Source organism: Hymenobacter cellulosilyticus, assembly GCF_022919215.1.
Classification (GTDB): domain Bacteria; phylum Bacteroidota; class Bacteroidia; order Cytophagales; family Hymenobacteraceae; genus Hymenobacter; species Hymenobacter cellulosilyticus.
This window is the reverse complement of sequence record NZ_CP095046.1, coordinates 5,672,144-5,690,120: the sequence shown is the minus strand read 5'-3', so window position 1 is coordinate 5,690,120 and position 17,977 is coordinate 5,672,144. Positions and strand designations below refer to the sequence as shown.

Sequence of the window (17,977 nt, the reverse complement as noted above, 5' to 3'; positions counted from 1 at the left end):
CGTAAAGGCTGCTTGATCCTCCTTGGGCTGGGTGCTCTTGGGTAAGAATGCCAGCAAAGTGCGGAGTAAAAACATACAAAAAGGCCCGGCTCCTTGCGGAACCAGGCCTTTTTGGTTAGCTGCCGAAGTGGCTAGTAGATGTAGCGCAGAGCCGTTACGTCGTTGGTGTTGAACGGACGGTTGCCGCCCGAGCCAATGCAGGCCAGCATCCACGAGTTAGGATCAGCCGTGGTAGGCGTGCCGGGGATGTGTACGGCACCAACCGTGCTGGCACCTTCGTTGGTGTAAGCACCGCCGCAGCTATAAGCGCGGTTCATGTAGTCGGTGTGGCGGAAGCCGATGCAGTGACCCACTTCGTGGGCCAGAATGGTAGCAATGTACGTCGACGCGTTAGCCGTGCCGATAGCGCCATTGTTTACCAGTACCTGGCCGTAAGGATTGCCGCCCGAGGGGAAGCCAGCCGAAGCCAGGTAGCCCGAGCCAGCGGGAGCCGGGTTCAGAACGATGTTGCCGCCCGAGGTTACGCGGGTGAAGCGAATCAGCAGGTTTTGAGCGTTGTAGCGACGAATCAGCTCGTCGGTAGCCGTTACGTAGGCCGATGGCAGCGAAGTCGACACCCGGATGGAAATGGTGCGGCCCGAGCCTACGCTTACCAGGTTGTTGGTGCGGTACTGCTCGCCTTCGGCAATGCGCATCAGCTTGTAATCTGGCTTGTTGTTCAGCGCCTCATCCGTCAGCATGATGTCACCTTCCACGATGTAGCCACCCTCAACTTTCTGGGCATCCTTGGTCGTGAAGCCCAGCTGCTGGATTTTGCTGATAACATCGGCCGAAATCTCGTCTTTGGCAGTTACCTGCTCAGCTTCTTTCGAGCACGATGACAAGGCGGCTAGCGAGCCAGCACAGATGGCTACTGCGGAAAGTACTTTAGTAATTTTCATAAGAAAGGTTTGGTTGGGTTGGTGAAGGATGAGGTGGATGATGGGTCCAAATAGAAGATAATAATTATCAATGTCAACGATTTGGACTCATATTTTTAAAATTATTGCAAATAATGGCGTTTTAATCAGTCTTTAATCCAGATAGAATAGGGTTTTTGTGCTTTATCTTCATTATTGAATGTTGCGGAGAAATATGTGTATTTTGGCCCTGCAACGGGTTTCTGCCCATTTTTAGCTGCCCAGCCGGACCGCTGGAACTCCTCAGTAACTGCTGCTCTCACGGCTGAGCTACCGGCTGGCTGGTAAGTGTTGGCAAGAGTGCTGGCTGGGCACCACGAAGCCTGGCCAAACCTTTTGTAGGCTAATTGGTGTTCGTCGTTGCGGGCCCGAAAAGCGCCCGAACGAAGCAGTAGAGCGGCATTTTGGCCAAACCAGGCCAGAGGCCCGAAATGCTTATCTTTGTTCAAAACCGATTCCGTGTGAACTTCTGTGTTCACCTCACGATATAAATTCCCAAGCCGTGGCTTGCACTTCTTGTTCCTCCGGCGGCTGTTCTACCTCCGCTACGGGTTGCGGCTCTAAAGGCAGCTGCAGCTCTGGCGGCTGCACGCGCCTGAATGTATTCGACTGGCTGCAGGACGTAGACCTGCCCGTCGACTTCAAAGAGTTTGATATAGTTGAAATCCGCTTTAAAGGCGGCCGCAAAGAGTTTTTCCGCAATACCAACCGCCTGCCCCTGGTCACCGGTGACGCCGTCGTTATTGAAGCGGCCGGCAATGGCTGGCACCTGGGCCACGTCTCGCTGAAGGGTGAGCTGGTAAGGCTGCAGATGCGCAAAAAGAAAGTCCCGCTCGACTCCAAGGAGATTCGGGGCATTCTGCGCGTTGCCACGCCCCAGGACGTGGAGCGCTGGGAAGCTGTGCGCGACCTCGAAACGGGCACCATGTTCCGGGCCCGCTCGGTGGTGGAAGAGCTGCGCCTCAAAATGAAGCTCTCCGACGTGGAGTACCAGGCCGACCGCACCCGCGCCACGTTCTTCTACTCCGCCGACGACCGGGTAGACTTTCGTGACCTGATCAAGCGCCTCGCCGACGAGTTTCGGGTGCGGGTGGAGATGCGCCAGATTTCGCTGCGCCACGAAGCCGGCCGCCTCGGTGGTATCGGTTCCTGCGGGCGGGAGCTGTGCTGCTCTACCTGGCTTACCGACTTTAAGAGTGTAAGCACCACCGCCGCCCGCTACCAGAACCTGAGCCTGAACCCGGCCAAGCTTTCGGGGCAGTGCGGCCGCCTCAAGTGCTGCCTCAACTACGAGCTCGATACCTACCTCGATGCTTTGAAAGACATTCCGCAGGTGTCGCGCCCTTTGCAAACCGAGAAAGGGGAGGCCTTCCTGCAGAAAACCGACATCTTCAAGCGGCGTATGTGGTTTGCCTTTCGCGGCGACAACAACTGGGTGATGCTGGCCACCGACCGGGTTCGGGAGATTCAGGATATGAACAAGCGGGGCGAAAAACCGGAAAACCTGCTGGCTCCCGTGCTCGAAGCCGAGCGGGAGCCGGAGGTATCGGCCCACGTGGAAGGCAACCTCGACCGCCTCGACGATAAAATCAAAGGCAGTAAGCGACCCAAGCGTAAAAAGAAAAAGGATGGTGCTGCTGCTCCCGCGGCCCCGGCTGCTACGTCGCCCCAGGCGGCTCCGCGGGCGGGGGTGCGGATGGATGGCGCTGCCAAGGCACCGGCGCCCATGCCTGCTGATTCAAGTTCACCTAACGGCGAAACATCGGGTGAGCCCCGCCGCCCGCGTGGGGCAGCAGCTCGCCCTTTGAACCGGCGCAACAACCGGAGCCGTGGGGAAGGTGGCCGCAGCGCGGAAGCAGGGGCCAAGGCGGAACCCCGCGAAGGACGGGAGCCGCGGGAGGGCCGCGAACCTCGTGAAGGCCGTCCCCCACGGGGCGAGGGCCAAGGCGAGGCTCGGCCCCCGCGCGGAGAAGGCCGCCCCCGCGTAACCCGGCTGCCGCCGATGGTACTCCCCGTCCTCCACGCGACGAAAACGCGGAGCGGAGCGCGCGCAATGGTCGTTCTTCACGCCGTGGGCCCCGTCAGCCCCGCCCTGGTGGCGGCGAAGGAGCAGGTTCTGGTTCGGCTCCCGCAAATGCTTCGTAGAATGCGGAAGGTACTGACCTTAATAACCGGCCTGGCGCTACTAACTGGGCTGGCCGCCTGCGACGCCAACCAGGTATTCGAGAAGAACCTCGAGCTCGACAAAGCCGTGTGGACCGTGCAGCAAAAGCCCACGTTTGAGTTTGATATTCAGGACACCACTCAGCGTTACGATATCTACTTCAACATTCGTAACGAGTCGATGTATGGGTACTATAATCTGTATGTGAAGCACACGCTCCTGGACCCCAGCGGCAAGCGGCTCTCGCAGCAACTGCACCAGATGCTGCTGATGGACCCTCAGACCGGGGAACCACGCGGCCAAGGTTCGGGCGATATCTTCGACCACCAGTTTCTGGCGCTGCGGCAGCAGAAGTTTGCCCAGCCCGGTAATTACCGCGTGATTTTGGAGCAGTACATGCGCCAAGACCAACTGCCCGGCATCATGGCCGTGGGCGTGCGGGTAGCTAAAGCAGCCCAGTAAAGCGCAAATCAGCAAGCATAAAAAAGACCTCCCTGGCCGAGGCCGGAGAGGTCTTTTTTATGCGGCTAGCTCGGTGGAGCCGGCCACGGAGAGGCAATTAGTCAACCAGACGCACGCTAACGGCGTTCAGGCCTTTCTTGCCCTGCTGTACTTCGAATTCTACGCGGTCAGCGTCACGAACTGGCTGCTTCAGACCCGTGGCGTGTACGAAGATGTCCTCACCACCGCCATCCGGCGTGATGAAGCCAAAGCCCTTGGCTTCATTGAAAAATTTGATAATACCGGTACTCATGCTGGAAGATGGTGAGATGAAAGAATGAGGTAAATGTAAGAGGATTTTTTTCCAAACAAATACGGCTTTCCCGAACCCAGGCCCCGCCCGCTTCTACTACCGCTCCCACACATTAGGCTGCTTGGGGTCCTGACAGGGGCTATTTTATAAAAATACCACCCTGCTCCAAGCCAGGTCGGAGCAGGGTGGTAGTAGCCAAGAGAGGCAGGAAAGGGGGAGGGAAAATTAGATACGCTCTACTTTCACGGCATTCAGCCCCTTTTTGCCCTCAATTACGTCGAAGGTAACCCGGTCATTCTCCCGGATTTCATGAATCAGGCCGGTCTGGTGGACAAAAATATCCTGGTTAGTGTCATCCTGAACGATGAAACCGAAGCCTTTGGACTCATTAAAAAATTTCACTTTGCCAGTTTTCATAACTAGGGCCTGGTTGTGGTGGTAAAAGGTTGATTATTGAAGTGGCAGTAAAACTAAGCGGATTTTTTAATTGTAGTACACCCCCGGCTGAGAATAAAAAACCCGGCTGATTTGCTGATAACGGCTTTTCTCAGCAGCGCAGCGCATAATATGCCACCAATTATACGGGCTTTTTCCGGGAGGCAGGCCCAGGTAAAAAGCTTCCCAAGCTATCAGCTAGCCCGGCCGCGCCACGGGGGTATCTGGCTGTTTTTCATGGCTAACGGGCTTGCTAAATCAGTTAAGCGGCCCGGCTAGCATACCAGTTGGAAGATGCACCGTCTGCCCTGTCTTTCCTCTAGCCAGAAGCGGCCTTCTCCCTGGGGAAAAGGCCGCTTCTGGCTAGAGGAAAGTAGCACTGCCGTTATTCGTGGGTGGGCTTGAACCGGGAGCTGTTGTCGTGGGCAAACTCGGTGAAGGTGCGAGGCGGGCAACCGGTAATTTTCTCCACGGTATTCGTAACACCGGCCGTATAGCCCGCCTTCGACGCGCCGTATAGCTCCAGCATGGCGTCGCGCATCCAGGCGGGCGCCTGAGCCATGCTCTGGCGGGCGGCTTCTTCGGGGACGTCCACGTAGCTTACGGGCCGGCCGGTAGCCTCACTAATGGCGGCGGCTACTTCGGCAGTACTCAGCGCGGCGGGGCCGGTCAGCTCGTAGGCCTGCCCCTGGTGAGCCGCAATGTCGGCACTGAGGATGTGGGCAGCCGTGGCGGCAATGTCGCGCACGTCGATGTAGCTTACCTTGCCTTCGCCCAGCGGCATGTAGATTTTGCCTTCCTGGCAAATGGATTCCGCGTTGTAATTGCTGAAGTTCTGCATAAAGCTGCCGGGCCGCAGAATGGTGTAGGCAATGCCGCTTTGCTCCAGATACCGCTCGATTTCACGGTGCCAGCGCCCCAGCTGAATAGCGGGCTCAGCATCGGCGCCGGCTGCCGATAGCCGGACGATGTGCTGCACGCCGGCCTGCTTGGCCGCGTCAATTGTGCGCTTGGCTACCTCCACCTGATCTTCGCTGAAGGGCGTTATCAGGCACAGGCGCTCCACGCCGGTCAGGGCCACGTGCAGGGTTTCGGGCTTGCTGTAGTCGATTTCGACCAGTTGGACTTCGTGGTTCAGGTGCTTGAGCCGGTCGCCCTTAATAATGGAGTGTACGCCGGCGCGCACCGTCAGGCCGCGGTTGGCCAGGGCTTTGATCAGCTCGGAGCCCACGTTGCCCGTGGCGCCGGTAACCAGAATAGTGTGAGGCATGATGCAGGAAGTTTAGAAGGAAAGGGAAGCCAGTTATACGGCGAAGTCGACCGTTTACTAGCGGTGAACAGCGCGAAACAGCTTGCCTTTCTCGTTGCTGAAGATAAAGTCGCGGTCATTGACGAAAACCAGGGCCTCGGCCTGTCCGCTCGACGGAATCGGCAAACAACTCTTGGCCCCGTCGAAAAGCTTGCGGCCGGCCGCCACGTCAATCAGGTAGACTTTGCCGTAGCCGAGCAGGGCCACGGTGCGCCCGTCGGGACTGATATCGGCGCTGGTAATCCAAGTATTGATCCGGATACTGTCGACGAGGCGGGCTTTGTAGTTGCCGGGCGTGGCGGGTATCACGTATTCTTTGACCCACTGACCTTCCCCGCGGTTCTTAGTGAACAGGTACAAGCTGTCCGCCCGGTAGAAGAAGGCCTCGCAGTCGAAATTGCGCTGGGGCTTTTTCGGGGGAAACTTGCGTTGGTCGGGGTAGTGGAAGCGGATAGTATCTATATCCTGCAGGGTGGGGCCACTGAGGCGGTAGATGGCCAGGTTGCGGCGCTTGTTCTGGTTGTTGCCGAAGTCGCCGATGTAGAGGCGGCCCTGCTGGTCCTGGGCCAGATCTTCCCAGTCGTTGTTGGCCAGCGGGTCCAGGCTGAGTGTCTGGAGCAGGTCGCCCTGCTGGGTGATGCGGTAGAGCTTGGCCGTGTTACCCCCGTCGCCGTGGGTCCACAGGTCGCCGGTAGCATTGGCTATTTCCAGGCCCGAACTTTCCACGACCTCTTCCTTAGCCAGCCGGCCGATCTGCTTCACATCGTAGGCCTGGCTTACTTTTTCGAAGTTGCCCCGGTCCTGGTCGTTGGCGCAGCCACAGAGCACGGACTGGATAAATACCAAAATCGGAAACAGCTTGTCACGCAGTAAAAACAGCATTTCGAAGGAAAATTGACGATAAAATACGGCCTAGCACGGCTGCCAAGGCTTGTGGTCCATACGCAGGCCAGCAGAAAAACGGCCAGCTTAACAGTAAAAAATATCGGTCAAGTGCAAGTGAAATGTTTTTCAAGAGCCAGATTAGCAGTATATTGCTACGATAAACACACCACAATTCAGCTTCCTTAATGGGTTTTCGCTACGTTTTGCTGCTGGTCGGCAGCCTGATCAGCCTACGCTCAGTGGCTCAGGTCCCGGCTCCTTCGCTCACACCTGATTCCAGTGCAACTATCGTAGCGCCGGCCCCGCTGCCGGTACGCCCCCTGGCACCCGCCTCGCCCTGGCGGCGGCTCGCTCAGCCGGCCACGCTGCGGGTAGCCGTGCCGCTATCCCTGATTGGGGTAGCCTGGCTTAGCAATAAGGACAACGTGCTGCGGCGGGCCAAACGGGAAATTCAGGAAGAAACCCTCGAGGCCTTTCCTACCTTCGACACCCGCCTCGACGACTACACCCGCCACGTGCCCATCGCCGCGGCGTATGCCCTGCAGCTGGCCGGCGTGAAAGGCGAGCGGGGCGTGGTGCCGTTTACGCTGATTTACCTGCTGGCTCACCAAGTCAATATGGGCGTGACCAGCAACCTGAAGCGCCTGTGCCGGGAGCAGCGCCCCGACATTCCGACGGATTACAGCTCGTTTCCTTCCTCCCACACTAGTGAGGCTTTCATGACCGCGACGCTGCTGCACGAGCAGTACGGCAAAACCAACCCCTGGATCAGCGTGGGCGGCTACGCGGTGGCTACGGCCACGGGCACCATGCGGGTGCTGCACAACCGCCACTGGGTGACCGACGTGGTAGCTGGGGCCGGTATCGGGTTTCTGTCGGCCGAGGCCGTGTGGCACCTGTACCCGGCCCTGACGCGGCTGTTGCCAGCTAAGCTGGCCCAAAAATGCCTGCTGGTTCCAACCTACGTGCCCGGAGGCGGCATGGGTCTGTCGGTAGCAATCAAGCACTAGCCGGCGTTAAAAGCGCAGGTAAGGCCGCAGCTTGTCCAGGGTTTCGGCGTCCAGTATCCGGATTTGGCGCAGGTCGTCAGCCTGCTTGAAGGGTGGATGCTGCTGGCGAAACGCTACTATCACCCGGGCCAGCCGTTTGCCCACATAGGGGTGAGCCTGCAGTACCTCAAAGGGAGCAGAGTTAACTTCCAGCAAGGCCGGCGCGAAGCCCGGTGCTACAAACGAGTACTTGCGCAGGCTGTCGACCAGGTCGGGGGCGTCGCGCAGGCTGTAGATTTCAGTGAGTTGATCTTCGCGTAAAAAGCCGCCCAGCTGCTGCCGGTATTCCACCACCCGCCGGGACAGGCCTCGGCCGATGCCGCGAATCTGCATCAATTGGGTGGTATCGGCCGTGTTCAGGTCGAAAGGCGCCAAGTGCGTAGGCTTGTGGGGAAATTTGCTGGCGGGTCGGTCGGCAAAGGCGGGTGAAGCGGCATCCGGAGTGCGGACAAAGCGGGATTCACGCGGCGGCAGCTGATCGGGCAGCAGGATGTAAGGAGCCAGGCGGGCATACACCGAGTCGGGCAGGCCGTAGGTGCGCCGAATCTGCTCTTTGGCTTTAAAGCCGCCGATAACGTCCCGGAAATGCACCACGCGCTGGGCCAGGTAGTGCGAAAGGCCCCGGGCTTCCCAGTCGGGCGCCGTCAGAGCATTGGGGTCGAAGGGCGCCAGCGGCACCTGAGCCACCGGCTGCCGCCGCGGGTAGGTACGCCGGGCATAGCGCGGCTGAAAGGAGCGGGGCTGATGCCGCGTAGCCAGCTCAGCCGCCAGCTGATTCAGCTGCTGTTGGTCGGGGGCAGGGTCGTAGCGGGGTAGCACTGGCAGCAGCAGCCAGGGCAGGACCAGCAGTAATAATAGTAGTAAGAGCAAACCAACGAAGCCAGATGTTTCGCGGCGCGAGAAGCTGAAATAACGGCGGATTCCGCGCAGCCAGCCGGCGGCGGAAGGTGGGGTAACGCTAGGTTTCACGAAGAATAGGCTAAATAACTACCGCATAATAGAAAAATAACCCCAGAGCCAGTGCTGGTAACGGCCGTTATTTTTAGCAAGTTAGAGACCCTGCTACCGCCGGCAAGCTAGACGACCGGCGCGGCGGCCCCGGGCGGTGGTAAATGCAGTATCTGAAACGGTCTGCGGTGCGTAAGTGCCAATTAACCGGCGTTCGGGCGTAATATTACGTTCCCTTGCCTGCTACCCGTATTTCGACCCGTCTGCCATGAGTAAGTCTGCCCCGCGTACCACCGATTTCCTTGACCAGCTTGCTGCCCAGCTGCAAACGTTGCGGGAAACGACCGTCCGGCGCTTCCGGCCCCTGACCGACGACCAGCTCAACCGGCGGCCCGCCCCGACAAATGGAGCGTGGGCCAGTGCCTGGAGCACCTCAACATTGTGGGTGGCCACTACTTGCCCACCATCAACCGCAAACTTAAGCAGGCCCAGGAACGCGGCACCCGTCCATCCGATACCGTAAAATCGGGCTTTTTTGGCCGCAAGCTCATTGACGCCATGCGCCAGCCGGCCAGCGAAAAGCCGCTCAAGTCGCCGCAGCAGTACGCGCCCAGCGGCAGCCGCCTGCCCCGTACGGTAGTAGAAGTATTTGGCCGCCAGCTCGACGAGCTGATCAACATTGTGCAGCAGGCCCGGGGCATTAATGCCAACGCTGTGCGCATTCCTAACCCCATTATTCCGCTGCTGTACCTGCGTCTCACCGACCAGCTGGAGTTTATCGTCACGCACTTGCAGCGCCACGTGGCCCAGGCCGAGCGAGTGCTCGACAATAATCAGAAGTAGGACAAACCTCCTAAAACAAGTCGTCCGCTTTTCCAGGGAAGCTCCCTGGAAAAGCGGACGACTTGTTTTAGCCCAAGCTCCCCGAGGTTTAATGATGATGGTTGTGCTCGGGCGGGGGCGGCAGCTCGGCCGCGGCGCGGTAGAGCAGGGCGGTGGGCACCCGCGGGTAGTGGTGGTGCACGTGGTGAAAGGCAAACGACGACACCACCGGCGTCCAGATTTGGGCCAGGGCGGCTGCGGTGCGCGCAGCGGGGTGGCGGGAGGCCATGCGGTGCGGAATGTAGGAAGCCCAAATTGGCATGGTGGCACTCATAAAGAAGGCCACACCCCAGTAAACCAAGCCCACGACCGAGCCGGTAAGAAAGTATACGCACACAAAAACGGCCAGCAACACCGCCGTCAGGGCCGTTTCCAGGAGCTGAATCCGGCGGGTGTGGGGCGCAATGCGCAACGACTCGCGGCGCAGCATCAGAATGTGCCAGGGCCCTTGCCAGAGCACCCGCGAAAACGACCAGGTGGCCGGCGCGCCCTCGGGGTCGTCGTCGGTGAGGCAGCGGCCGTGGTGGCGCAGGTGGGTAACCTGCAGGGCGTGGCCGCTTTTGAGAATCAGCAGGCCGCTCAGGGTCAGAATCCGCTCATTGGTGGGCTTCGAAAGGCCCAGAGCGTTGTGCATGGCGTCGTGCATCTGCACGAAGGCGGCTAGGCACACGGCCACCGCTACCGGCACGGCCAGCCACCACCAGCCGGCCAGGGCCGAGGCCGTGTACAGGGCGGCCAGCGCCCAGGGCCGGGCCAGCTCAATGCGCCGCTGGCCGGTGGTAAGCTGCAGATGAGCCGAGTTCTTTTTCATGAGCACACTCCGTAAATACAGTAGAAAACCGTCGGACCAGGATTACTCCCGGCCTTCATGGCGGCGGGGCAGGTATTGAGTTTCGCTCAAGAGTGATTCCCACTGCTAATGCAGCTTCGGCTGCTGAGTCTGGACCCAGGGCGCGTCCAGGGGAAAGTTGATGCGGATTCCGATGTAAATAGGGGGGCTCTTCAAGGCATAAAACCCAGGACTACGGGCGGCTAAGTAGATAAGAAAGATACTGCGGCGCGGCCGGAAGCCAAGCCAACCCCGACAGTTTTTAGCCACTGACGGTGGGGTTTGGCAATATTTTTCGAGCGGGGGCGTGTGGAATAAAGCTCAACCAGGCATCAAAACTTTGCCAACTTGCCCTCCTCTTAGTCTATCCTATGCGTCCATTCCTGTTAAGCCTGCTGGCTCTGCTGATGTTATTTTCCACTGGCTCTTCCCGTTCTCTTCCCCCGGCAGCAACGGGCCCGACCCCAAAAAGTGGCAGCAGGTAGACCAGCTGCTGAAAAAAGACCAGACTGCCTCAGCTGGCAAGTTGGTCGATGAGCTTTACCGCGCCGCCCGTCAGCGCCAGGACACGCCCGAGTACCTGCGGGCTTTGCTCTACAAGCTGCGCCTGCTCGAAGCCAAGGAGGAAAACGCCGATGTGAAGTCTATTGCCCTGGTGGAGGCCGACCTGAAAACGGCCAAATTCCCGGCCCGGCCCATTCTGCACAGCCTGCTGGCCCAGCTCTACGCCCAGTATTACGACGCCCACCGCTATGAGCTTTATGACCGCACAGTTGCGGCCCCCAACGCCGCCGATGCCAGCGCCGCCGACATTCAGACCTGGGACGCCGCCCGCCTGGGCAGCGCCGTGGTGCAGCACTTCCGCGCCTCGCTCCAGGACGAGCCCCAGCGCCAGCAGAAGCTGCTGCTGAACGCCCTGGGTTACGCTGTAACCGGCGGCACAGCCGAAGGCCGGCAGCTGCGGCCCACGCTCTATGACCTGCTGGCCCACCGCGCCATGGAGGGCCTGGGCAACGACGAGCTCTACCTCACCACGCCCGCCGTTCAGTTCGAGCTTCAGGACCCGACCTTGTTCGGGCCCGCTACCGACTTTGCCCGCCTGCCGCTGGTAGCTCCGGCCGCCGACTCGCTCAACGGGCAGTTTCACGCCTTGCAGGCGTTGCAGCAGCTTACCGCTTTCCGCCTTACCGACGCGGCCAACCCCGCTGCCCTTGCTGATGTGACCCTGAAGCGTCTGCTCTTCGTGCACCAACACGCCGTGGTGCCGGATAAAGATGTGCTTTACCGCGCCGCCCTGGCCCGCGAGGCGGTGGCCCTCGAGCGTCTGCCGATTTCCACGGAGTTTTTGGTTGCGCAGGCCCAAAGCCTGGAGTTAACCGAGCCGGCCCAGGCCCGTGAAATTGCCCTGCAGGCCGAAAAGCGGTTTCCCAAATCCCGGGGAGCACAGATGGCACAGGCTCTGCGCCAGCGTATTGAAGCTGTGCAAGTAAGCTTTACTGCGGAAGAAGTAGTGCTGCCTAGCCAGCCGTGGCTGCTGAAGCTGCAGGTGCGCAACGCCCCTAAGCTGTATGCCAAAGCCTATCGGGTAAGCAATGCCTACAACGTGCGTCTTTCCGAGCCGGGCAGCGTGAGTGAGCCATACAACTTTGAGAAGCTCTTTGCCCAGGCACTAGCCAAAAAGCCGGTGGCGGCCTGGGAAATGAGCCTCGCCGGGCCGGAGGATTACCGTCCACACAGCGTGCAGCAGGCTGGTAAGCCATTGCCGCTGGGCTTTTACCTGATAGTGGTAAGTACCGCCGAGGAAAACCCAACGCGGGAGCGGAAAGGACTGGTTACGACCCGCTCATTTATAAGCGTGAGTGAGCTAAGCTATGTCCAGCGAAACGAAGATAGGGCCCGCCAAACGCAGCTGCTGCTAGCCCACCGGCAAAGTGGTAGCCCCTTGCCCGCCGTCAAAGTTTTGCCTTTGTTTCAATACTACGATGCCAAAGCCCGCACCACTAAACAGCGGCGCGGCCCCGCTATGCTGACGGATGCCGACGGACAGGTGCGCATTCCTATGTTGGCTGGTGAAAGCAGCAACACTCGCTTGTCCGGTATTTTTCTTACCAGGGCAATGACTCTTTATTGGTTGAAAATTTCAACGGCTACTATTATGGGCCAAGACGTCCAGAAGCGCCGGAGCAGGCATACCGCCGTACCTTTCTCTACACCGACCGCGCCATCTACCGGCCCGGCCAAACCCTATACTTCAAGGGCATTCTGACGGAAACCCGTGCGGGCAAGTCGCAGCTGCTTACCCGGCAGGCCATATCCGTGCGCCTGATAGACGTGAACGGGCAAACCGTGCAGACCTTGCCCTTTACTACTTCCGAATTTGGCTCTTTCCACGGCACGGTGGTGCTACCTACTGGTTTGCTCAACGGAGAGATGAGCCTGCAGACCGATGAAGGCGGTGCGAGCTTCGCGGTGGAAGACTACAAGCGCCCCACTTTTCAGGTCACGTTTGAGCCCGTGCCGGGTACGCCCGTGCTGGGTCAGGAACTGACCGTGCGGGGCAAAGCGGCGGCCTATGCCGGCCAGCCCGTCGATGGGGCTTTAGTGAGCTACCGGGTGGTGCGCCGCACGTTCTGGCCGCTGTTTAGCCGCGGGTATGATGGTGGTCAGCCCGAAATGGAGATTCTGAGCGGCACGGCCCAAACCGACTCGGCCGGCGGTTTTGCGGTGAAGTTTGTGGCAAAAGCAGATGCGCAGCTGGGTCGCAACAAGCGCGGCCCTGGAACCCTGGCTACGTGTTCGAGGTAACAGCCGATGTGACCGATGCGGCCGGCGAAACCCGCACTGGTCAGCAGCACATCAGCCTCGGCAGCACCGCTCTAACCCTGCGCCTGGACGTGCCTGAGCAGCTGAACCGGGAAAAGTTGCCAGCTCTGCGACTCTTCAGCACCAATGCGGCCGGTGAGGCCCGCCCTGCCCGCGGGCAGCTGCGCCTGTTCCGACTCACGCCCCTGCCCGCGCCCTGCGGCCCCGCGCCTGGGCGCGGCCGGAGCGGGAAGCTTTAAGCCAGCAAGAATTTAAGCGGCTGTTTCCCCTGGATGCCTACGGCTTGGAAGACAACGACAGCACCTGGGCCCGCACCTTAGTGCTCACCCAGGAGTTTGACACCGATAAAAGCCCAGGGCTGCCCTTACTCCCGGGGGCCTGGCCGGGCAAGAGCCCGGCCGCTATGTGCTGGAAGCTACAGTGCCGGCCACGGCGGGCAGTGAGGCCGTGCAAACGGAGCAGCCCTTTACGCTCTACTCTGCCGCCTCTGCCAAGCTGCCCCTGCCCACGCCCGACTGGTTTGTGACTTTGCAGGACAGCGTATTACCTGGTCAGCCGGCCCGTTTCCTGGTGGGAAGCTCCGAAGCCGAGGCCCGCATTCTGGTAGAAGCTGAAGCCAAAGGCGAATCCCTGCGCCGCGAATGGCTCACGCTACAGGCCGGGGAACAGCGCGTATTGGAGGTTCCAACGACGGCTGCACTAAGTGAAGCCCAGCTCTACGTACACGTGACGCAAGTGCGCGACAACCGTCTGTACCTGCACTCGGCCACAGTGCAGGTAGCCACCCCGCCCGCTCCGCTGGTCCTTAGCATTGCCACCTTCCGCGACAAGCTGCAGCCCGGCCAGAAGGAAACCTGGCGCGTCACGATTCACCAAGCCGCCGGACAGCCCGCCCAGGCGGAGCTATTGGCCACGCTCTACGACAAGTCCTTGGATGTTTTTCGGGCTCACAGCTTTAGTGGGTTGGAGTTTCCTAGGCCTTATTATCCGGCCGGACTAGCCTGGACCGGGCGGTTTGGGGTAGAGGAGTCGAATGGGTTATTTGACGTTGAGCCAAACGATAGTGATGTAGCGGTGCTGTATCCACACCTGAATTGGTGGCGGTATTCGCTAGGTAACGAGGAAAGCAGAAACGACTACAAGCTACTTTCCAAGAACTCCCGGGTGAGGTTTACACCGCCTATGATTAAGCAAGATGTTGAAGTTATAGCGGCTGGTGCCCCTGCGCCTCAGGCCCTGCGTATGTCGGTCAGTAGTGACAAGGTGAGTGATACAGCGTCAGGAGAAAACGCTGCCGAAGCCGCTGCCGCACCACCACCCTCTACTGCTGCCCCGCGCCTGATTTAGGCAATATCCAAGCCCGCAAGGATTTCCGCGAAACAGCCCTCTGGCTGCCTGACCTGCGCACCAATGCCCAGGGCGAAACCGTGCTGGAGTTCCAGATGCCCGAAGCCGTAACGCGCTGGCAGCTGCTGGCCCTGGCCCACGACCAGCAGCTGCACAGCGGCCTGCTGCAACGGGAACTGGTAACCCAGAAGCAGCTGCAGGTGACGCCCAATGCCCCGCGCTTTTTTCGGGAAGGCGACCAGCTGCGCTTCTCGGCCAAGCTCAGCAACCTCACCGACCAGCCCCTGAGCGGCACCGCCCAGCTTTTCCTCTTTGATGCCCGCACCCAGCAGCCAATAGAAGCCCGGGTGTTGAAAAGTGCGGCCCAGCTACCCTTCAAGCTCAGCGGCAACCAAAGCACGGCCGTAAGCTGGGAACTGAGTATTCCTGAAACCACCGAGGGCCAGCTGCCCCTGGAAGCCCTGACTTACCGCGTGGTGGCGCAAGGCCAAGCCACCGCCAACGGCAAGAAGCCCAAGCGCACCAAAAAGGCCAGCTCAAAAACTATAAACAACCAGCCGACTTTCTCCGATGGTGAGGAAAATACCCTGCCGGTGCTGCCCAACCGGATGCTGATTACTGAAAGTCTGCCGTTGCCCGTTGTGGGGCCGACCACGCGGGAGTTTGAGCTCAAGAAGCTGACCAGCACCACCTCGGCCACCCGCCGCAACTATTCCCTGACGTTGGAAATGACCCAGAACCCGGCCTGGTACGCCGTGCAGGCCCTGCCATACCTGACCGAATATCCTTATGAGTGCTCGGAGCAGGTCTTCAGCCGGCTCTATGCCAATCTGCTGGCCGCTAAAATTCTGCAGAGCAACCCCCGCATCCGGCCCGTGCTGGAAGAGTGGAAGCGCGCGGCCCAGAGCGGCGACAAAGCTGCCTTTACCAGCAAGCTGGAGCAAAACCAGGAGCTAAAGTCCCTGCTGCTTCAGGAAACGCCCTGGGTGCGCGACGCTCAGTCGGAAACCGAGCGGATGCGCCGCCTGACGGAGCTGTTTGATGAAGCCCGCCTCAAAGCCGAAACCAGCCGGGCCCTGACCAAGCTAGCCAAAATGCAAAGCCCAACCGGGGCCTTTCCCTGGTTTGAGCGCATGCCCGACGACCGGTACATCACCCAGCTTATCGTAGCCGGCTTTGGCAAGCTGCAGCGTCTGGGCGCCTTCTCAGCTCTGCAGGATGAGCAGGCCGGCCCGATTCTGACCGGGGCGCTGTCGTACCTGGATGGGCAGCTGCAGAAAGACTACACCGAGCTGCGCCGCCAGAAAAGCGTGGACCTTCAGCAAAACCACCTGACCGACCTGCAGATTCACGCCCTGTACGCCCGCAGCTTCTGGCCTGTGCCAGCCGTAACGAAGGCCGACCAGCCCGCCCGCACGTACTACCAGCAGCAAGCCGCCTCGTTCTGGACCGAGCAGACGCGCTACCTGCAGGCCCAGATTGCCCTGGCTTTGCACCGCCAGAAAAATCAGCCTACGGCCGTAAAAGAAATCATGACGGCTCTGACGCAGAACGCCCTGCATTCTGAGGAGCTGGGCATGTACTGGAAGGAGGTACGCGGCGGCTACTATTGGCGCGAAGCTCCCACCGAAACCCAGGCCACGCTCATCGAGGCCTTCGACGAAGTGCAGAACAACCGGCGGGCCGTGGACGAAATGAAGCTCTGGCTGCTCAAACAGAAGCAAACCCAGAACTGGCCCAGCACCCGCGCCACCGCCGATGCCTGCTATGCCCTGCTGCTGCGCGGCTCCGACTGGCTGCAGCCCGCCCAGCCCGTGCACATCTCGCTCGGCGGCGTAGCAGCCCCTGTGCCCACAAGTCAGCAGGCCGGCACCGGCTACTTCAAAACCACCTTCGATGCGGCCAGCATCCGGCCCGAGCAAGGCAAAGTCACGGTTCGGAAAACCGACGCGGGCGTGGCCTGGGGGCGCTGTACTGGCAGTATTTCGAGCAAATCGACAAGGTAACGGCGGCCACTGCCGGTCTGCAGCTGGAGCGCCAGCTGTATCGGGAACAGCGCACCGCCGGTGGTCCCGTGTTAGAGCCGCTCACGGCCGCCACGCCCCTGCGGGTGGGCGACGTGCTGGTGGTGCGCCTGGTGCTCCGCGCCGACCGCGACCTGGAATACGTGCACCTGAAGGACCAGCGGGCGGCGGGCCTGGAGCTCATTGCCCAGACCTCGGGCTACCGCTACCAAAGCGGGCTGGGCTATTATGAGAGCCCGCGGGATGCGGCCACCAACTTTTTCATCAGCTACTTCCCCAAGGGCACCCACACCTTTGAGTATCGGCTGCGGGCGGCACAGAGTGGCAACTTTTCGGGCGGCCTCAGTCAGCTGCAGTGTCTCTACGCCCGGAGTTTGCGGCCCATTCGGCCGGCACCCGGGTGCTGATAACGGCACTAGCAGATAAGCAGAGTAAATAGGATTTTTTAGGATGAAATGCCGGTTCAACGCGTTGAAAAGGCCTTTGGCGCAGTTTAAATAAGTAACCCGTTTGGTATTAAAAAATGGCAATAGTAATTTTGCCATTTCCCAGTCCTTGACCTGATATCAATGCGAATACTATCTGTTGTGGCCGGCCTGCTATTAATCAGCACGTCGGTCCTTGCACAAGAAGGAAAAAAAGCTGGTTCAACTGAGCATAAGGGCCAGGTAGCGCTGCCCGTTACGGCCACGTTGCCCGGCGAAGAGAAGCTCTCGGCCCGGGAGCGGGCCGAGCGTGATTTTCTGATGCCGGTACGGCGCAAGCAGGCCGCGGCCCTTAAAGCTGCTGCCCAGGAAGAAGCCGCCAGCCAGCAGGCCGCCACGGCGGAGGAAATGACGGCGCGCAATTTCATTGGGCCGGAAGAAGCCAAGGTTGAAGAAGCGGCGGCCCCGGCCGCCAAGCCCGCTACCCGGCCCCACACTACCCGTCGGCGCCGCTCTACGCACCATTCGTCCAGCTCCTCATCCCGCCGCTCCTCTGCTAAAAAGAAGACCAGCAGCACCCGAAAGAAAAGCAGCTCCTCAAAAAAGAAATCCAGCTCTGCCAAAAAGAAGAGCAGCTCAAGGAAACGTCGGCGGTAATCTTGCTCCGCCCGCACGACCCAACAAAAAAGGAGAACCAGTCTGGTTCTCCTTTTTTGTTGGGTCACTCTTCGCTCAGCGCCTAGGTGTTCTGGGGCATCAGGCGCACCACTAGGCCGTCGAGGCGGTTGTTGATGCGGATCTGGCAGGAGAGCCGGCTGCCCTGGGTCATCACGGGCAGGCTTTCGAGCATGGCCAGCTCGTCGTCGCTGGGCTCGTCGAGGGCCGGGCCGGCCAGCACCTCCACGTGGCAGGTACCGCACAGGGCCATGCCGCCGCAGGTCGCCTGAATATCGTAACCGCTGGCCTTAAGCACTTCCATCAGGCTCAGGGCCATGTCGGTGGGAGCCACTACTTCGCGCCGCTGGCTGGGCGCTTCCTCTACATATACGCGTACTTCGTCGGTCATATTCTTGGTTTACGGTTTCTTGTTTAGGGCTGTTGGCTTTGGCTACAACAAAGCAGCTCGGAAACCAACAGCCCTAAA

General features: G+C 60.1%; 18 protein-coding genes and 1 pseudogene. 10 read left to right on the top strand and 9 right to left on the bottom strand.

Annotation, left to right across the window (positions count from 1 at the left end; genetic code table 11):
- Window positions 1–131: 131 nt before the first annotated feature.
- Complete coding sequence (locus MUN79_RS27805; protein ID WP_244675694.1) at window positions 132–941, bottom strand: M57 family metalloprotease; 810 nt, start codon at window positions 939–941, stop codon at window positions 132–134.
- Between the two features lie 125 nt (window positions 942–1,066).
- Window positions 1,067–1,438 carry a hypothetical protein gene (locus MUN79_RS27800; protein ID WP_244675693.1) on the bottom strand — a complete coding sequence of 124 codons (372 nt, stop codon included), beginning with the start codon at window positions 1,436–1,438 and terminating at the stop codon, window positions 1,067–1,069.
- A 23-nt stretch (window positions 1,439–1,461) separates the two neighbouring features.
- On the opposite strand from MUN79_RS27800, the gene ricT reads away from it, so the two are divergent.
- Entirely contained in the window at window positions 1,462–3,585 is a 2,124-nt protein-coding gene (gene ricT, locus MUN79_RS27795; RefSeq protein WP_244675692.1) for a regulatory iron-sulfur-containing complex subunit RicT, read from the top strand.
- A 97-nt stretch (window positions 3,586–3,682) separates the two neighbouring features.
- On the opposite strand, the gene MUN79_RS27790 is transcribed toward ricT, so the two are convergent.
- From MUN79_RS27790 to MUN79_RS27775, 4 genes are all read right to left on the bottom strand, one after another.
- Entirely contained in the window at window positions 3,683–3,877 is a 195-nt protein-coding gene (locus tag MUN79_RS27790) for a cold-shock protein (protein WP_100337462.1), read from the bottom strand.
- Window positions 3,878–4,102: 225 nt separating this feature from the next.
- Window positions 4,103–4,294: a cold-shock protein gene (locus MUN79_RS27785; RefSeq protein ID WP_100337463.1), complete on the bottom strand. Its 192-nt coding sequence runs from the start codon at window positions 4,292–4,294 to the stop codon at window positions 4,103–4,105.
- Window positions 4,295–4,697: 403 nt separating this feature from the next.
- Complete coding sequence (locus MUN79_RS27780) at window positions 4,698–5,582, bottom strand: SDR family oxidoreductase (RefSeq protein ID WP_244675691.1); 885 nt, start codon at window positions 5,580–5,582, stop codon at window positions 4,698–4,700.
- Window positions 5,583–5,639: 57 nt separating this feature from the next.
- Window positions 5,640–6,503 (bottom strand): YjiK family protein, encoded by an 864-nt coding sequence (locus tag MUN79_RS27775; RefSeq protein ID WP_244675690.1) that lies wholly within the window; start codon window positions 6,501–6,503, stop codon window positions 5,640–5,642.
- A gap of 188 nt (window positions 6,504–6,691) precedes the next feature.
- Between MUN79_RS27775 and MUN79_RS27770 the strand changes: the two genes are divergently transcribed.
- The gene (locus tag MUN79_RS27770) at window positions 6,692–7,516 is read left to right on the top strand and encodes a phosphatase PAP2 family protein (protein WP_244675689.1); all 825 of its coding nucleotides are present in this window, start codon (window positions 6,692–6,694) and stop codon (window positions 7,514–7,516) included.
- Between the two features lie 6 nt (window positions 7,517–7,522).
- Here MUN79_RS27770 and MUN79_RS27765 read toward each other — a convergent pair whose 3' ends face one another.
- On the bottom strand, window positions 7,523–8,524 hold the full coding sequence (locus MUN79_RS27765; RefSeq protein ID WP_244675688.1) for a ComEA family DNA-binding protein: 1,002 nt from the start codon (window positions 8,522–8,524) through the stop codon (window positions 7,523–7,525).
- A gap of 384 nt (window positions 8,525–8,908) precedes the next feature.
- On the opposite strand from MUN79_RS27765, the pseudogene MUN79_RS27760 reads away from it, so the two are divergent.
- A pseudogene (locus tag MUN79_RS27760) lies at window positions 8,909–9,346 on the top strand (DinB family protein); the annotation flags it as partial.
- A gap of 88 nt (window positions 9,347–9,434) precedes the next feature.
- On the opposite strand, the gene MUN79_RS27755 reads toward MUN79_RS27760, so the two are convergent.
- Window positions 9,435–10,196: a fatty acid desaturase gene (locus tag MUN79_RS27755; RefSeq protein ID WP_244675686.1), complete on the bottom strand. Its 762-nt coding sequence runs from the start codon at window positions 10,194–10,196 to the stop codon at window positions 9,435–9,437.
- A 358-nt stretch (window positions 10,197–10,554) separates the two neighbouring features.
- On the opposite strand from MUN79_RS27755, the gene MUN79_RS27750 reads away from it, so the two are divergent.
- The 7 genes from MUN79_RS27750 to MUN79_RS27720 all read left to right on the top strand — a co-directional run bounded on the left by MUN79_RS27750 (window position 10,555) and on the right by MUN79_RS27720 (window position 17,490).
- A complete protein-coding gene (locus tag MUN79_RS27750) occupies window positions 10,555–12,480 on the top strand; it encodes a hypothetical protein (RefSeq protein WP_244675685.1) in 1,926 nt (641 codons plus the stop codon).
- Window positions 12,438–13,019 carry an MG2 domain-containing protein gene (locus MUN79_RS27745; RefSeq protein WP_244678406.1) on the top strand — a complete coding sequence of 194 codons (582 nt, stop codon included), beginning with the start codon at window positions 12,438–12,440 and terminating at the stop codon, window positions 13,017–13,019. The genes MUN79_RS27750 and MUN79_RS27745 overlap by 43 nt, the downstream gene beginning before the upstream one ends.
- Complete coding sequence (locus tag MUN79_RS27740) at window positions 13,007–13,276, top strand: hypothetical protein (protein ID WP_244675684.1); 270 nt, start codon at window positions 13,007–13,009, stop codon at window positions 13,274–13,276. Before MUN79_RS27745 ends, MUN79_RS27740 begins: the two co-directional genes overlap by 13 nt.
- 166 nt (window positions 13,277–13,442) lie before the next feature.
- Entirely contained in the window at window positions 13,443–14,384 is a 942-nt protein-coding gene (locus MUN79_RS27735) for a hypothetical protein (protein WP_244675683.1), read from the top strand.
- Between the two features lie 5 nt (window positions 14,385–14,389).
- A complete protein-coding gene (locus MUN79_RS27730) occupies window positions 14,390–16,390 on the top strand; it encodes an alpha-2-macroglobulin family protein (protein WP_311136805.1) in 2,001 nt (666 codons plus the stop codon).
- Window positions 16,345–16,815, top strand: coding sequence for an alpha-2-macroglobulin family protein (locus tag MUN79_RS27725; protein ID WP_262923090.1), 471 nt, complete (start codon window positions 16,345–16,347; stop codon window positions 16,813–16,815). The genes MUN79_RS27730 and MUN79_RS27725 overlap by 46 nt, the downstream gene beginning before the upstream one ends.
- A gap of 162 nt (window positions 16,816–16,977) precedes the next feature.
- Window positions 16,978–17,490 carry a hypothetical protein gene (locus MUN79_RS27720; protein WP_244675680.1) on the top strand — a complete coding sequence of 171 codons (513 nt, stop codon included), beginning with the start codon at window positions 16,978–16,980 and terminating at the stop codon, window positions 17,488–17,490.
- A gap of 82 nt (window positions 17,491–17,572) precedes the next feature.
- On the opposite strand, the gene MUN79_RS27715 is transcribed toward MUN79_RS27720, so the two are convergent.
- Entirely contained in the window at window positions 17,573–17,899 is a 327-nt protein-coding gene (locus MUN79_RS27715) for a 2Fe-2S iron-sulfur cluster-binding protein (RefSeq protein WP_244675679.1), read from the bottom strand.
- Between the last annotated feature and the right edge of the window lie 78 nt (window positions 17,900–17,977).

Coding starts and splice junctions, on each gene's coding strand:
- MUN79_RS27805 (WP_244675694.1), bottom strand. CDS start 941: ATGAAAATTACTAAAGTACTTTCCGCAGTAGCCATCTGTGCTGGCTCG.
- MUN79_RS27790 (WP_100337462.1), bottom strand. CDS start 3,877: ATGAGTACCGGTATTATCAAATTTTTCAATGAAGCCAAGGGCTTTGGC.
- MUN79_RS27785 (WP_100337463.1), bottom strand. CDS start 4,294: ATGAAAACTGGCAAAGTGAAATTTTTTAATGAGTCCAAAGGCTTCGGT.
- MUN79_RS27780 (WP_244675691.1), bottom strand. CDS start 5,582: ATGCCTCACACTATTCTGGTTACCGGCGCCACGGGCAACGTGGGCTCC.
- MUN79_RS27775 (WP_244675690.1), bottom strand. CDS start 6,503: ATGCTGTTTTTACTGCGTGACAAGCTGTTTCCGATTTTGGTATTTATC.
- MUN79_RS27770 (WP_244675689.1), top strand. CDS start 6,692: ATGGGTTTTCGCTACGTTTTGCTGCTGGTCGGCAGCCTGATCAGCCTA.
- MUN79_RS27755 (WP_244675686.1), bottom strand. CDS start 10,196: ATGAAAAAGAACTCGGCTCATCTGCAGCTTACCACCGGCCAGCGGCGC.
- MUN79_RS27720 (WP_244675680.1), top strand. CDS start 16,978: ATGCGAATACTATCTGTTGTGGCCGGCCTGCTATTAATCAGCACGTCG.
- MUN79_RS27715 (WP_244675679.1), bottom strand. CDS start 17,899: ATGACCGACGAAGTACGCGTATATGTAGAGGAAGCGCCCAGCCAGCGG.